Source organism: Arsenicibacter rosenii (assembly GCF_001870735.1).
In the GTDB taxonomy this organism is placed as follows: domain Bacteria; phylum Bacteroidota; class Bacteroidia; order Cytophagales; family Spirosomataceae; genus Arsenicibacter; species Arsenicibacter rosenii.
In genome coordinates this window covers 1-14,222 of record NZ_MORL01000013.1, presented here as the reverse complement: position 1 = coordinate 14,222, position 14,222 = coordinate 1, and the positions used below count along the sequence as shown (strand labels likewise).

Sequence of the window (14,222 nt, the reverse complement as noted above, 5' to 3'; positions counted from 1 at the left end):
CTTTTGGATGTAAGCGCTGAAAGATCAACCGGCAGCGATCCTGTGCCTTTTGATGTCTCCCTGGTAATAAAGAGGCAGCATAGCAAGAACTACTGAACACAAGGGGGCATTATTAAATTACCACCAAAACAGGACATATATTGATTTTTCCGGTAATTTGGAGCGTTTCCTGTTGATAAAAGCGGTTTTTGATCTGCCTTTATCAACTCCATAAACTTACCGGATTTGATCAATAAACCTCATTCACTCACGATGAAAAACTATTTACTCGTTGTTAGTCTGCTTATTGTAACGACATGCTACGGGCAGAAAGAAAAAGCGATTAGTGACTCTGCCAGATTTAACAAGTACCTGTTCCGTAGTATAAGTACATTTACGTTTGACGGACAAAAGCCAACCGGTTCAGGCTGGGATATACTGGAAAAACACTTTGCTGAAAATCAGTTTGTTGGCTGGGGTGAATATCACAACTCCCCGTTGCTTTCTCAACTGGCAAGCTATGCCCTTGAACGGGCATCAGGCTATGGGTTTAAGAATTGGTGTGTCGAAGTAAGCCCGTTTGTGGCTTCGGAACTCTCCCGGATTGCCGGCTATAAAAATCCGTGGGACAGTCTGTCTGTAGTCTCAAAGGATCATCCCAAATACGGCACGTTCCCTTTCTTTAAAACCCGTGACGATGCCCGGATGCTGGCCGCCGCCGGAACATACAAGTACTCGATCTGGGGAATCGATCAGGAGTTTCAGATGGCTTTCCCGTATGCGATTAACCGGGTCTATAATGCCCAGTCACCCAAAGTAAAGCGGGCCTATAAAGCTGTTCGTGATAGTCTGCTGGCCAGATGGTGGATGCCTAAGGTTAAGCTGCTGGACAGTTTACGAAACGGTATCCCGCAGGAAAACTATAAACGGGTTCTGGATGATATCAAGGTGTCCGGTCGTATTTACAGAGAAGAAAACTCGCTTATGCGGGCTTCATTGATGAAAAAGAACTTCTATACGTATTATGATCACACAAAGACCCGGCACGAGAAAGTGTTTTTTAAAATGGGAGCCAATCATCTGGCAAAAGGGCTGAATCTGATGACTTCTCTGTATGACATCGGGAATTCGGTCTATGAACTGGCCCAGCACAATCAGACTAACTTTACCAATGTCTGGTTTATGCTTCGCTACACTACCGAAGACGGCAAAGTTATTGATGATCTTGCCAGCTCCCAACCCGAATACCCGAGGGAATTTCTACAGCTGTACGATAAGGAAAAATGGGTAGTTATTGATTTACGCCCGCTCCGTGTACGCTATGCCAATGATAAGACGCTTTCAGAGGATATCTATCAGCTTCTTTACAAGTATGATTTTGTCGTTGTTTCTCCGGAAATTCAGCAATGACGATGAAAGCAGAGTTAACTGCCTTCAAAAAATAAATTTGTCCTGCTGCGGTAATTGGGTTATGGGTGTAGGACGAATATAAATGAAGTCCCGTTTACTTCCTGAAAACTTAAATAAGGCCTGAAAGGGGTCACATGTTTATGGGATAGCGGGAGACCAGAGAATAATAGTTACTTTGCATTTAGTCTTAAGATAGCATGAGCTTTATGGCCACTTTTTTCTCTACCTCCAATTTCCCGAATCTCTCCGATTATGCCCCTGAAGAAGGGCTCTTTCAAGAACATCGGAAAGATTATATCCAAAGATGTATTGATGCCTTTAATGGGCGGGTTCCCGGTCAACCTTCCTATTTTATTTCGGCACGGCATTGGCAGCAAATCCTGAATCCTCGCACTCAGGATAGCGAACTAAACGAAGACCTGTATGCTGTTGTGTTTTGCTATGCTATGCCTCGACAGGAGAAGCCATGGAAAAAGTCGGGCGTATTAAGGACTGGTAATCATGCCTATCTCCGTATCCGGCTGATTTTTGCAAAGCCAGAGGCTGATCAGCGAACTATACCAGCCAGTGTTTGTACTTCGCTCGTGGGGAAAACAACAAAGTTTCCTTCTCGGATATCCAGTGATTTTGAATGGATTAGTGATACAAGGGTTATCCGGGATATTGACCAGGACGTTAAACAGTGGTCACACTCTGCCCGAAATACAATATTTCCCGGACTGGAGTCCCTTATACGCGATCCGAACAATAAAGAGATTGTTATCTACGAAGGCAATATTATCGGGAAAAAACGTCTGGAAGAAATCTATAATACTTTTGTAGTTGGAGAAGGTAACAAAGGAATCAATATTCGGTTTGCTTATGATAATCTGCTGAAAAAATTGTTTCTCGTATTCAGTGTCAATCCCGATTGGATAACGCTTGGACCGGCCGGCGAAGAACCACTTGGTTGCCCCCCGAATCCTACCAATATTTGTAGGCCTGCTTTCGAGTAAGATAAGCTTATGTTTTCGCTACCTGACCTTTACTACGGTTCATTTTATTTGCAAATGATCTCATATATACTTCCGGTTTGGGTAGGATGTATATACTGGTCAAAACTAGACAATATTTTGCGGATTTTTTTGGTGTCGATTCTTATCGCTTGTCTTATTGACACCGCGTCCTGGATATTGTCGGCTAAAAACATTCATAATCTGTATTTGGGTTATCTTTTTACCCTGAATATGTTCATTAGCCGGGTTATAATTCTACTGTTTTTTGTGAAAGAACGGCTACCCCGACAGTTAATCACGTTCTCAGCCGGACTGGTTCTGTTGGTATTCGCCTTTGATTTTGGCTGGATTGCGGGTTCTGATCAACACAATGCATTTTCAGGTAGTATAGCTAATGGCTGGATTATAATCGGATGTCTTTTTTGTCTGAGAAAACTGGTGATGCAGACATTGATTGGGTTGAGTCGCAAGCCTCTCTTCTGGATGTTTACAGCTGTTTTAATCAAGAAGGTATTTACGTTTGCGGATAGTCTTTTTGCTAACTACGTACTGAACAATTCGCTTGCCGGCGCCTACCTTCTTTTTTCGTTTACCTATCTAACCAGCGTGGCTGAAAACATTTTGTATGCGAGGGGCTTTTATCTGGCAAGGAAATAGGCAATGGCTGGGATGGCTAATCGGGCTGATCCCTTTGTCGGGGATGCCTCAACAGATCGTCATTGACTCGGTAGTGTCGCCGGTGATGTATTATACGAACCGGCTGGCACCCTTCAGAGTTAGTCCTGTCAGGGATACGGTAAAGCTCAGACAAAATCAGAATTACGTTTTTGTTCATTTTCACCACTCTGCTCCGTACCACATGGTCGAGTATCAGCTTGCCGGCCTCGAGTCCTGCTTCATTCTTACAAAAAACGATTATATATACTACTCAAATATTCCGGAAGGACAGTACGTTCTGATTATCCGCGATAAAAATAATCCGGGTATAGCCAAAAGACTCGTAGTGGAGGTGGAGGCTTTGTTTTGGCAAAAATGGTGGTTTAGTCCTTTAGTTTTTGTCCTGGCTTGTATGCTTGCAGGGATCATCTTTTATTTTTTCTATCTATATAAGCTTCGACAACAGATTCATCTGCAACAAACCCGCGACCGCATCGCCCGCGATCTTCACGACGATATGGGCAGCTACCTAAGCTCTATTAGTATCCTGAGCCGCTCCGCGGCCAATGCTACCCACAAAGATCCCGATCGTGCGCGTCAATCCATCGATCGTATTGGTCAGACTGCCCGGCAGGTTATGGGAGCAATGAGCGACATTGTCTGGAGTATCAATCCTCAACACGACTCTATGCCTCATGTAGTAGCCCGGATGCAGGATGTAGCCAACGAACTTATTGCAGAGACTGACATATTTCTCCGCTTCGAGGCCGATACGGCCGTTTTGAGCCTGAATCTGTCGCTTGAGCAACGGCACGACTTTTTTATGGTTTACAAGGAAGCGCTGACCAACGCTGTCCGTTACAGTGAAGCCTCACAGGTACACGTCCACCTGACCTGCGAAGCGGAGAAAAATTCATCATTCGGTCTTCGCCTGACGATTCGCGATAATGGTAGAGGCTTCAATGTCGCCCAGCCACAGGCTCGCAGCGGAGGGGGTAACGGCCTGCGCAATATGCACGCCCGCGCCATCCGTCTGGGAGCCACCATTACCGTGGAGTCTGAACCCGGGCAAGGGACAACAATACAACTAAAATAAACGTATGATCCGCATTTTGATTTTTGAAGATAACGAACCCCTGCGCGAAGCGCTCAGCACGCTTATTACCGATACAGAGGATTTCACCCTTGCAGGAGCTTATGGCGATTGCCTGCGCACCAACGATCAGGTGTTTCGGCTCCGGCCCGACGTGGTACTCATGGACATTGAGCTGCCTGGTCGTGATGGTATTCAGGCAGTAGGAAGCCTGCACCGCGAATTCCCTGGAGTGGAAGTATTGATGCTCACGGTATTCGATGATGATGATCGGGTGTTCCGCGCATTATGTGCGGGAGCTTCGGGTTATTTGCTCAAGCTGACGTCTCCGGAAGGGATCATTCAGGCTATTCGGGATGTCTATGCAGGAGGGGCTCCCATGTCGCCGAGTATCGCCCGTAAAGTGATTGCTACATTCCCGTCCCGCGCTCAGCATGCCACCGAGCTGGATCAACTCACGGCCCGTGAGGGTCAGGTGCTTCATTACCTGGCACAGGGTATGAGCTACAAACTGGTAGCTGCCGAACTGGGCATTAGTATCGAAACGGTTCGCACCCACATAAAGCGTATTTATGAGAAATTACATGTGCACTCTGTCACTGAGGCCTTAGCAAAATACAGGCCCTGAAGATATCGGTCAGTAACTGTTAAGTAAGGTCAAACCTTCCGGGTTTGACCTTTTTGTTTTTCGTTCAGGATTAGAGCAAGAGTCACATTATCGTGGTATTTCGGATGGTTGAAATTGAATAGACCTTTGTCATAGTCAAGCCGGAAAATTGACTGTCAGGTTTCATTTTTAACAAAATCCCTTATGAAAAAGTCACTTTTATTCTTCGTGTGCCTTTGCGTATGCACACTTTCTGCATTCGCTCAACTCGAACCATTTGCTATTGTCAAAGGCAAAGTTGGTGTTCAGGAAAACGACGGTGTGATGCTCAATTCCGTCAAACTGACTAGACAAGATGCTGCCAGCCTGAAACAGTTGTTAACAGAAAACCCTTCTGCTGGCTTCATCCAGGTTGTGGAGGCCGATGGTTCGGTCAAAAGCTATGGAAAACTCAACTCTGCTTCAGTCAGATTTGGGGGTAAGTCTGTCAATACTTCGGCAATAAATATTGGCCGGAGTGGGCCGCAAATGAGCGATTATGTCATTGTCCTGGTCATAAACAAGAACCGTGAGCAATCGTCGCAAATGACGGCAGCATTTAAAGCCCGACAACTGCTTCGGCGTTATCAATAAGCACATTACCGGGGTAATTGACCCGGAAATTACCCCGGTAATTTATTTCTCCTGTATCGCATGAAAACTACTTCAATTATAAGAATCAGCTGGCTGCTGGTTCACCTTTTGACAATTGGCCTGGTAAACCTGGGATTCATGACCAAAATCCTGAAAGCGACACAATTCAACAACTCGTTTTTTCACCAGACTATCGGCGCATTAACGGATAATGAGTTTACCTCTTTACTCCAGCAAACGTATGGTCAGCTTACGGGTCTGGATGCCGGATTTCTTTTTTTCTCTCCTGATATTGGTGACGATTATTCTTTTGAAGTCAGGCTTTTCCGCAATAGGCAGTCTGTGGTTCTAAGGCCTGATAAACTGCTTCAATGCAGGGAGAGTATATGCCGGTTTAATACGATTGTTGACGAAACTGTAAAGGATAAAGACATCGCACAGTTAGCAAGTTTTTCAATTGCCGCCCGATTGCTTGAAATGTACCCTGGAATCGATAGTGTCCAATGTGCTTATTATCGGCAATCACTTCCTGCCCTTCGTGATGATGTTCGCCCAAGCCGCAACCAGCTGTGTCAATTTAGTTTTAGCCGATAGACCGTCATGTTTGTTACTTTCATAACCCGTTTAATTAGCGGAACTGGTAGTGCTTATCCCCTGGCGGCTCTCCGTATCTGGATAGCGTTACATAGCCTGGTCCACGCTTTATCCACTCTGCCAGATATGGTTAATTTATATGCCAGCCAAGGTTACATCCGAACGGAAATCAATGAAATTTTCCTTTGGGATATAACGCTCTGGTTTACAAAACTCCGCTATTTTATTAACGGACCGGATGAACTGCTTTATCTGTCAATTACATGGGCTGGTTATCTGCTGACGTTATTGTTGCTGGGTTTAGGAAAATGGACCCGTCTGGTGAGCCTGGCTTCATGGTTTCTACATCTTCTTTGGCTAAAGAGTGCCTATCTTGTTTCTTACGGTTCAGACTATTTTACAGCACTTGGCCTTTTCTGGTGCGTAGTAGCACCGGTATCGAGGGTATGGTCGCTGGATAGCCGGAGGAAGCAGCCTTCGAGCCATTCTGTCGCCTATTACTATCAGGGGCTTTTACAGATTACTTTATGCTGCGTTTACTTCTTCGCGGGCTTTAGCAAAACGTTCGGGCAGGACTGGTGGACGGGTGATGCTGTTTGGTTAGTGCTGCATAAAGCGGCTTTTCAGTCTGTTAACCTCGATGCCTTTCGACATGTTGACTGGGCCTGGCAGTTACTTGGATGGCTTACACTGCTGCTCGAACTGGGATATGGTCTGGCGATCTGGCAAAAGCAAATTGGCGCTGTTTGGTTGTTAGGAATACTTGGTTTACACGCCGGCATTGCACTTTTTATGAATCTCCCTTTCTTTGGAAGCCTCCTTATCGGACTCAATGTGTGTGCTTTTCCTAATCATCTGGTGGTCTACAAGCGATGGATAAATGATATGATACTGGCTCTGAACTTTACCCATAAAACGCTTCCCTCGACAACAGTAAGCCATTAGTTATGCCATATCCTCAAGCCCACATCGATACAATCCGTAATGACCCTTATTTCGGAGGGCTGATAAACCAGTGCTTTCCTGAAAAACCAACCTGGCAGGTAAAGTGGTCGCCGATGTTGGCTGCGGGAGTCATGCCTTTGAAAAAATACGCTTGCTTACCTGCACCCGGACTGCGTTTCAATAACCGCGATCAGCAACGGATCGTCCGGGACGGTGGGGTCTGGGTTTCGGGAATACGCCGAACCGGATTCTTACCTGAAAAATAATGGAGAAAAAAGCGTTCTGATTTCGCTGGAAATGCAGTCGGGCAATAACATTGTCGATTTCGGCAAAGTGGTCAGTGAGTCCATGACAACAATGCGGACCAAACTGCCCGGCGATGTAACGATTGGTACCATTGCGGATATGCCGGGAGCCGTGGGGCATTCGGTCGATCATTTTCTGATGGAGTTTTTGATTGCCATCGTTGCGGTTGCTACCATGCTCTTCTTACGAGTAGCGACCGTAGTGGGCGTAACAATTCCCATCTCCATCCTGATGCCCATTCGTCCAAAAGTCACCCCCATCGATTTAATGGTGGCTGATTTACAGTTATTGACTTTACCGAATGTCAGATAAGAGTCGAATTGTTGAGCAAGTCCGGAGTTGGGAATAGTTTTTTGAGAGGGTCGTATGTCATTCCGTAATACATCTTATGATAAAACTCCAGAAAGATGGGAGCCTTACCTGATTTATCAGTTTTAGAAAGCTTCTGTCTGAAGGAAATTTCGTTCATGCCGCTTGGTCGGGTATTTGGTGTTTTATATGTTAATACAACGCATAGTAAACCAACGGCAAGAAACGAAAAAAGCCTGTAAATCAGGCTTTTTTGATACTATAAATACAACATGTGTAGTATAAGTTGTGACCACGGGGAGACTCCAGCCCTTATTCTTAATCGACACATTATCAGTTGCTTATCAAAGTATTTTATTTTTTGGTCGGATAATTGGTCGAAAAAACCTGCCCGATTTCTCCGCTGATAATCTCGATCGCACGCCAGATACTTTTCAGATCTTCACCCATTACATGCATATACCCCGTATCCGGCGAATCGGCATATAGCGTTAAATAACCGCGCGAAGGTAAGTCATTTTCTTTAATACGGCGAACTACCAGCGTAGATCGGTACGAAACAACCACAATAACTTTTTTTACTCAGCTACAGCTGCTGACTGAATTATGCAAACTGCTATCCTTGTCCGGTAGGCTCTCATACTATTGGGATGACCTGTTGAACAGCTCCAGTATCCTTGCTGTTCTCCGGCTGGCATATCGTGGTTCCAGATGCGCGTAGATGAACTCATCGATTGACGGATTTTTCAGCAGCCCGCTAAACTCGGCTTTCAGCCAGGCACGTATGTCAGCCGGACTATTCAGCAATTCGGTCTCTGCGTCGGGCGCCTGGTCCAGTACGAAAACCAGGTCTTCAAAGTCGCTGCTGAACCGCAGGTCATTACCGCCACGCGATTTACAGGCCTCCCATTTCGAGGCGATGAAATACGGCAATGAAAATAGCTTAATCACGGACTCTTCGTCCAGCCGGTAATCAATCGCTGATTTAAAGCCCCCTGCATACCATTGATTGCTGAAACCAAGTACAGCGGAGTCCGTCGGCATAATATCAACGGTAATCCCCTGAATAGTGTACCGGCAGATTACGCCGGAAGCAATATCATTCTGAAAGCCGAGCTCCCGCAGCCGGTTCTCCAGACCGGCGTAAGAGCCGTAACTGATCAGTTCGACAACTACATCAATATCTTCGGTCGGCCTTACTTCGGCTGCCGTTTCATGGTTGACGAAAGCGCTACTACCGCACCACCGACAAAGACAACATCCTGCCCAAGGCCGGCCAATGCTCCGGATACCGCCTTCAGACGTGTTTTGTTTACCTCGTAGTTGTTTGTCATAAAATTGTAAGCCGTTTTCTCAGCTCCTTTCCGGCTGCCTCAACCTCGCGGACACGTCCGATCCGTATAATGTCTGTCAGCGCCAGCAGCTCATACAGCAGCTGGTCTTTTCTGCAGGCGCCGGGAACCGTGTTATAAAGCGGCTCAATGGTTTGCCCCCGCATCGTTCCGTCAGGATCCGGCCACACAAACGTATCCTTTCCGGTAACTATGGACGAAAAGGCCGGCGCCGAAATTGCCGTCGGCATCCCGACTGTAATAGCGCCCGGCCTTTGCGGATACACGTATTTAAATCCGTGGTAAAGAAACTCATACAGAGACCTGGCCATTACTTTCTGTTTCTTTTCGTCGATTAGTCCGGCCAGTTCTGAGCGGCTCAGCGATTCGCTGACTTCAGAGGCACTGATCCCGAGCGAATAGGCCAGATCCTTCTGCTTCCATTCTGTCTGCCCGAGTGCTGTTATTTTCAGCAGCACCACTATGTCCAGCGGTCTCATGCCGTTATGCTTTTTCATGAATTCTCGATTCGCGAATTGCGAATTTAAAAATAAAGTCAATGATACAGTTGGACCGATAAGCGAAATTGACTCATGAACCGTTGCAGGCGTTTATAGCGGGAACACCATTAGATGATTTAATAAGTGACTGATAGTTATCTAGTTACTTGTTAGGGCTTTTGGTTTTTTGGCCGGCTAATCAGTCGAAAAAACCTACTCGATTTCGCCGCTAATAATCTCGATCGCACGCCAGATACTTTTCAGATCCTCACGCCTCACATGCACATACCCGGCATCCGGCGAATCGGCGTATAGTGTTAAATAACCGCGTGAAAGCAAGTCATTTTCTTTAATCCGGCGAACTACCAGCGTAGATCGGTATAGAACAGCCACAACCGTAGAGTTGAGATAATCCCAATCGGATACCGGTACCGGACGGGCTCGTAACTGCATCCCTACCGTTAATCTGGGAGACATCGAATTATCAGTAAGTCGTATCGCTATCGAATCCGAATAATTGGCCCGCTCCTCAGCCACTATCGGGAGTTGAAAGCTATCGTGGTAGCCGTCATAGGTCCCCGTTTGGTATTGTTGAAGCGTAATGATTGAGGCCTCCGAAGCTGTGTCAGCCAAAATCTCGGCATTCGATGTATGCAGTATAGGAGGCTTCCCCTTAATAAGCCAATTTGTATTTATCCTTGGATAGGCCTCGCATAGCTGTACAATCGTCGTATAGCTAGGCTTTGCTTTTCCATTTAGTAAATTATAAAACTTCGCATTCGATTCACCGATCTTATTAGCTGCCTCATTCGCATTAATGCCTAGTGCTTCAAAGAGAAGCCGAAAACGTTCTGTTGTGTCAGGAGTTGAATGCATGCAAATAATTATTTGTATTGTATGCTTATTTAAATTTGTTTTAGTATGTTTTTGTGTAGACTACAAATTTTTGTGAGCAAATATGGGACAAAATCTTAGAAATCAGAACAAATTGTTACTAAAAAACTTAGTCGCTGGTTATCCAAGCCGTTCGAAGTATGCAGAAGTAATCGCTAAGCGACTTACCGAAAAACGTAACATCAAAACAACCAATGCGATGGTGTACCAATGTGCAAACGGGAACACCTATAATCATGCCATTGCATGGCAACTCTGCGTTTTGCATCGATATTATCGCATCTGTGATTCACGGATAAACCGGATTCTGAAACAACAAAACAACTTACTAACTGAAACTGCTGCCTAAATTATGCAAACTGCTATCCTTGTTGAGCGGTCTGATTGGGAGAAACTGAACGCACGTGTTGAGCAACTTGAAAACCTGACAAATAGACTTAAGGAAGAACTGCCGAATGACGCCATTCTTACCGTTCGTGAGGTCGCTCAACGGTTGAATATTACCGAGGAAGCTGTTCGGCGAGCTAGACGTGAAGGCCGGTTGACAGGCTTCAAAATTAATGAAAAAGAATATGGTTTTAAGGCTTTTGAGATTGCCCGTTACCTAAATCGATACAACCGGCTTTCTAACTTGAATGGGCTATGACACGATATGACCAAATAAAGCTGTTTGCGGCAGACTCCCGAACCCATCGGGATCATGCCTATACGTTCATGGTCTTAACGGAAATGTGGATTTATCAGGGAAAACCCGATTCTATTGAGCTCAATGTTGAGACACTTCTGCAAATGCTTAAAACCAAGCGGTCGACGCTCTTCGACTGGCTTCGCCAACTGGAACAGTTTGGGTATCTGGAGTGGCGTCGGGCAGCTAATCAGCGCGAAAAATCCACCGCGACACTGTACCCAAACCGGACAGCAGACACGCAACTCGGACAGCACGTACCGGATTCGGACAGCACCGCCCCAAACCGGACAGCAGAACAGGTCGGAAGCCTTACCCAAACCGGACAGCACGTACCGGATTCGGACGGCAGACACCCAAATCGGACAGCAGAAATGCCGCCAGAACGCCCGAAACGCGGTTTTCGGGACTTATCCACAGCCGCGCAACCTGTTTTGGTGTATAATAATAATCACTTAGGTAAAAATTTTAATACTTGTTTTAAAGGTGATATAGTGGTAATGAGTGATGAAAAAGGGGTACAGGGGAAAAAACCACCGACCGCCCGAAAACCACATCGGGACCGCCAAACCAACACCCACCCGAAAACCGCATTCACCGAATCGCCCCTTGCCGGGTTAAGCCAGTTTCAGGAAGCGCTGAGTGCTGAATACCCGACTGCTGACCTGCCTCATTACCATGCCCGATTGTTGAATTGGCGCGACAAATCGGGTGCCGTCCCTAAGCGGTCAGATTGGCTCTCAACGGCCAAAACATTTTTGCTCAACGATACTCGTGATGGAAAATTAGTTACCAATCTCCCAATAATTAAACACCTTCATTATGGTAACCGTAACGCAGACACCCGAACTGATACCATCATCCCACAGCCAGCCGCTACTGAGCGAAGACGATTTGGTGCTTGGTGATTATCTGGAACGACAGGTCGTCGCCAGAAAAGCGGCCGAAGAAGAAGCGGCGCGCGTATTCATCGCCGAATACACGCGCCGCATGAATGCGCCGGTGTTCCCGCAGTTTAGCAATGCGGGTGAGTTTTTTGCTTACATCATCGATCAGGGAACAAAACGAATGCGTCTGGAGGAAGATAAAGAGTTTACTCTGAATCAGTTTAGCCTGTACGAATATCAACAGTTGGCGAGCTATTTCATGCAGGATCGTGCGACGTTTGGTTGTAAACTGGATTTCAGAAAAGGTCTGCTTGTTTTTGGGGCCTATGGGGTCGGTAAATCGTGGATGATGCGGCTGTTTGCTAACAATCCCCGACAGTCGTATCGTGTTGTCTCTGCCAGATTCATTGCCGAAGACTTCAGACTCAATGGTACGATCTACCAATATCAGCATGTATTTTTAAATGATAGCTCCGGTAAGTTTTTCGGACAACGGGAAATCGGGCTTTGCATTGATGAAGCCGGAGCCGAAAGTGAACGGGCCAGCTATGGCAACCGGAGCAATGTGATCGCCGAACTGATACAGGACCGGTACGAAAACCGGCAATTACGCGGTACTATGACGCACATTGTTACAAACCATACCCGCGACGAACTTAAAAATGCTTACGGACCGAGAGTTTACGACAGGTTAAGGCAAATGTTCAACGTAATAGAGTTCGACCCGGATGCACCCTCCCGACGATGACCTCTTTCCGGAGAGCCCTACCTTACGTAAGCTTTACGACTATGCCAAAGCCAGACGTGATGAGCGGCAGGCTTTGGCAATGCGGGAAAAGCATATGCGAATGCAGTTGCAGCAGGAAATTGACGATCTGACAGGAATAATGAATCTGTTGGTTTTGGCATTCAGAAAGGCCATGCCGGAAAACAAGCCATAAAATCGCTCTGGCGCGGTAATCTTTGTCAGCAATACCCATGTATCAAAAACACAGAAAAAACGCAACAGCGTTGATTTCTTTGTCCGTTAAACAAATAATTATTTGTATCCGTAGGCGAATCCTTATATGGAAGAAAATAAACATGATAACAGTTTGCATTTTGATCGCCCTGCCGGACTCCCTCAAATGCAGACAAATGATTTGACGCAGGCTATCATCAAATACCTGCGCTTTCACGGCCATTATGCGGTTCGGGTGAATACGTTTGGTATGTTCAACAGAAAAACCAGTAGCTACCGGAGGTCAACAACGGATCGGGGGACGGCCGATATTCATGCCTGTATCGATGGCCGGCATGTAAGTATCGAAGTAAAGTCCGGATCTGACCGACTCTCAAAACAGCAGAAAACGGTTCAGGAGCAAGTACAGAATGCAGACGGTATCTGTTTGATAATAAGTGATTTTTATGGTTTTCATCATTGGTATAAAACAGTCATAAAGAATGGAAGAACAGGATGAACTTATACTCGCTGCCGTGCAGGCACTTGAAGTACTCGGGGATGATAAAGCGATGAAAATAGCGGCAACCGTTTTGAGAGGTATTCTTAGACTGTCTAAAGCTGAGCAGGCACGTATTGCCTTATTAGGGGCAGGAATACCAATAAAGCTGGCCAGTGAGTTGGCTGGCGATATCCGGATGATCGAGACACTAAAGCAATTGGCTACCGGCAAAATCAGCCTGAATTAATTTTACCTGTCTAGCAAATAAGTATTTGTATTTGCAAATATTTATTTGCGAAATTTGTAGGTGCGCCAGTTAAACTGCCTTGGCAAGGCACTAACCATTTTACGTACCATGTTCAGAAAGGTTAAATTCTTCGCATTCGCACTGGCTCTTGCAGCCGGTGCCACAAGTTTTGTCGCCTGTAAAAATGATAATTTTCAGGCCCCGTCAACTCCGAAACAGGAGGTGAGTAGTGAGTCAGCCTATCAAAATATGCCGGAAATTCCGGACGAAGACGGCTTTGGCGGCGCCGCCCGATCAACTGCTGCAGACCCGAACAGCGTCTATCAGATCTTGAAAGTAACCGGACAATACAGTACAACCGGTACTAATTCCGCCGCCGCCCTGGCCGTCTACAATGGTAGTGTTACCAGCCCTGCACTCTCGGCAACCGCTATAACGTCAGCTAATGGATACAAAAAGTTTAGTGTCAAGGCCGAACAGTTCAACACATTCCTCAAACGGAAAGTCGATAAATCGAGCGCGCAAACCTATTTCATGTTGGATCGCGATACTAAGACCTATAAACGATGCGGGCAGGTTTCGGCCAATGGCGCTACATTCGATTTCCTGCCTACATACCTGAAAAACGGCATTGCCATCGGGACCGGAACGTTGTCCAGTGCCGGGCTACAGTAATTAATAATTCAAGTTGCGTGATATAGAGTTTTG

21 protein-coding genes are annotated in these 14,222 nt (G+C 46.2%); 16 read left to right on the top strand and 5 right to left on the bottom strand.

Annotation, left to right across the window (positions count from 1 at the left end; translation table 11 throughout):
* Positions 1–252: 252 nt before the first annotated feature.
* The 9 genes from BLX24_RS20115 (at position 253) to BLX24_RS20075 (ending at position 7,531) form a co-directional block, all read left to right on the top strand.
* Entirely contained in the window at positions 253–1,389 is a 1,137-nt protein-coding gene (locus tag BLX24_RS20115; protein WP_071504999.1) for a hypothetical protein, read from the top strand.
* A 197-nt stretch (positions 1,390–1,586) separates the two neighbouring features.
* Positions 1,587–2,384, top strand: coding sequence for a hypothetical protein (locus BLX24_RS20110; protein ID WP_071504998.1), 798 nt, complete (start codon positions 1,587–1,589; stop codon positions 2,382–2,384).
* A gap of 267 nt (positions 2,385–2,651) precedes the next feature.
* Positions 2,652–3,041: a hypothetical protein gene (locus tag BLX24_RS32230; RefSeq protein WP_143092734.1), complete on the top strand. Its 390-nt coding sequence runs from the start codon at positions 2,652–2,654 to the stop codon at positions 3,039–3,041.
* Positions 3,010–4,137 (top strand): sensor histidine kinase, encoded by a 1,128-nt coding sequence (locus tag BLX24_RS20100; protein ID WP_071504996.1) that lies wholly within the window; start codon positions 3,010–3,012, stop codon positions 4,135–4,137. The genes BLX24_RS32230 and BLX24_RS20100 overlap by 32 nt, the downstream gene beginning before the upstream one ends.
* Positions 4,138–4,141: 4 nt before the next feature.
* Positions 4,142–4,762: a response regulator gene (locus tag BLX24_RS20095; RefSeq protein ID WP_071504995.1), complete on the top strand. Its 621-nt coding sequence runs from the start codon at positions 4,142–4,144 to the stop codon at positions 4,760–4,762.
* A 183-nt stretch (positions 4,763–4,945) separates the two neighbouring features.
* Positions 4,946–5,374, top strand: coding sequence for a hypothetical protein (locus tag BLX24_RS20090; protein ID WP_071504994.1), 429 nt, complete (start codon positions 4,946–4,948; stop codon positions 5,372–5,374).
* 60 nt (positions 5,375–5,434) lie between these two features.
* Complete coding sequence (locus tag BLX24_RS20085) at positions 5,435–5,968, top strand: hypothetical protein (protein WP_071504993.1); 534 nt, start codon at positions 5,435–5,437, stop codon at positions 5,966–5,968.
* Between the two features lie 6 nt (positions 5,969–5,974).
* Entirely contained in the window at positions 5,975–6,913 is a 939-nt protein-coding gene (locus BLX24_RS20080) for an HTTM domain-containing protein (protein ID WP_071504992.1), read from the top strand.
* Positions 6,914–7,126: 213 nt separating this feature from the next.
* Positions 7,127–7,531 carry an efflux RND transporter permease subunit gene (locus BLX24_RS20075; RefSeq protein WP_071504991.1) on the top strand — a complete coding sequence of 135 codons (405 nt, stop codon included), beginning with the start codon at positions 7,127–7,129 and terminating at the stop codon, positions 7,529–7,531.
* A 351-nt stretch (positions 7,532–7,882) separates the two neighbouring features.
* On the opposite strand, the gene BLX24_RS20070 is transcribed toward BLX24_RS20075, so the two are convergent.
* The 5 genes from BLX24_RS20070 to BLX24_RS32220 all read right to left on the bottom strand — a co-directional run bounded on the left by BLX24_RS20070 (position 7,883) and on the right by BLX24_RS32220 (position 9,992).
* On the bottom strand, positions 7,883–8,095 hold the full coding sequence (locus BLX24_RS20070) for a hypothetical protein (protein WP_071504990.1): 213 nt from the start codon (positions 8,093–8,095) through the stop codon (positions 7,883–7,885).
* A gap of 75 nt (positions 8,096–8,170) precedes the next feature.
* Positions 8,171–8,572 (bottom strand): hypothetical protein, encoded by a 402-nt coding sequence (locus tag BLX24_RS33420; RefSeq protein ID WP_071504989.1) that lies wholly within the window; start codon positions 8,570–8,572, stop codon positions 8,171–8,173.
* A 152-nt stretch (positions 8,573–8,724) separates the two neighbouring features.
* A complete protein-coding gene (locus BLX24_RS33415; RefSeq protein WP_218160706.1) occupies positions 8,725–8,862 on the bottom strand; it encodes a hypothetical protein in 138 nt (45 codons plus the stop codon).
* Entirely contained in the window at positions 8,859–9,377 is a 519-nt protein-coding gene (locus BLX24_RS20060) for a hypothetical protein (RefSeq protein WP_071504988.1), read from the bottom strand. Before BLX24_RS20060 ends, BLX24_RS33415 begins: the two co-directional genes overlap by 4 nt.
* A gap of 195 nt (positions 9,378–9,572) precedes the next feature.
* Positions 9,573–9,992 carry a hypothetical protein gene (locus tag BLX24_RS32220; protein WP_143092731.1) on the bottom strand — a complete coding sequence of 140 codons (420 nt, stop codon included), beginning with the start codon at positions 9,990–9,992 and terminating at the stop codon, positions 9,573–9,575.
* Between the two features lie 613 nt (positions 9,993–10,605).
* Here BLX24_RS32220 and BLX24_RS20050 point away from each other — a divergent pair.
* From BLX24_RS20050 to BLX24_RS20020, 7 genes are all read left to right on the top strand, one after another.
* The gene (locus BLX24_RS20050) at positions 10,606–10,899 is read left to right on the top strand and encodes a helix-turn-helix domain-containing protein (protein ID WP_071504986.1); all 294 of its coding nucleotides are present in this window, start codon (positions 10,606–10,608) and stop codon (positions 10,897–10,899) included.
* A 68-nt stretch (positions 10,900–10,967) separates the two neighbouring features.
* On the top strand, positions 10,968–11,846 hold the full coding sequence (locus BLX24_RS20045) for a hypothetical protein (protein WP_143092730.1): 879 nt from the start codon (positions 10,968–10,970) through the stop codon (positions 11,844–11,846).
* A complete protein-coding gene (locus BLX24_RS20040; RefSeq protein WP_143092729.1) occupies positions 11,761–12,573 on the top strand; it encodes a P-loop NTPase family protein in 813 nt (270 codons plus the stop codon). Before BLX24_RS20045 ends, BLX24_RS20040 begins: the two co-directional genes overlap by 86 nt.
* Positions 12,554–12,766, top strand: a complete 213-nt coding sequence (locus BLX24_RS20035) for a hypothetical protein (protein WP_071504983.1) — start codon at positions 12,554–12,556, stop codon at positions 12,764–12,766. The genes BLX24_RS20040 and BLX24_RS20035 overlap by 20 nt, the downstream gene beginning before the upstream one ends.
* A gap of 126 nt (positions 12,767–12,892) precedes the next feature.
* On the top strand, positions 12,893–13,285 hold the full coding sequence (locus BLX24_RS20030; protein ID WP_071504982.1) for a hypothetical protein: 393 nt from the start codon (positions 12,893–12,895) through the stop codon (positions 13,283–13,285).
* A complete protein-coding gene (locus BLX24_RS20025) occupies positions 13,269–13,514 on the top strand; it encodes a hypothetical protein (RefSeq protein WP_071504981.1) in 246 nt (81 codons plus the stop codon). The genes BLX24_RS20030 and BLX24_RS20025 overlap by 17 nt, the downstream gene beginning before the upstream one ends.
* Positions 13,515–13,622: 108 nt before the next feature.
* Positions 13,623–14,189: a hypothetical protein gene (locus BLX24_RS20020; RefSeq protein ID WP_071504980.1), complete on the top strand. Its 567-nt coding sequence runs from the start codon at positions 13,623–13,625 to the stop codon at positions 14,187–14,189.
* Positions 14,190–14,222: the final 33 nt, after the last annotated feature.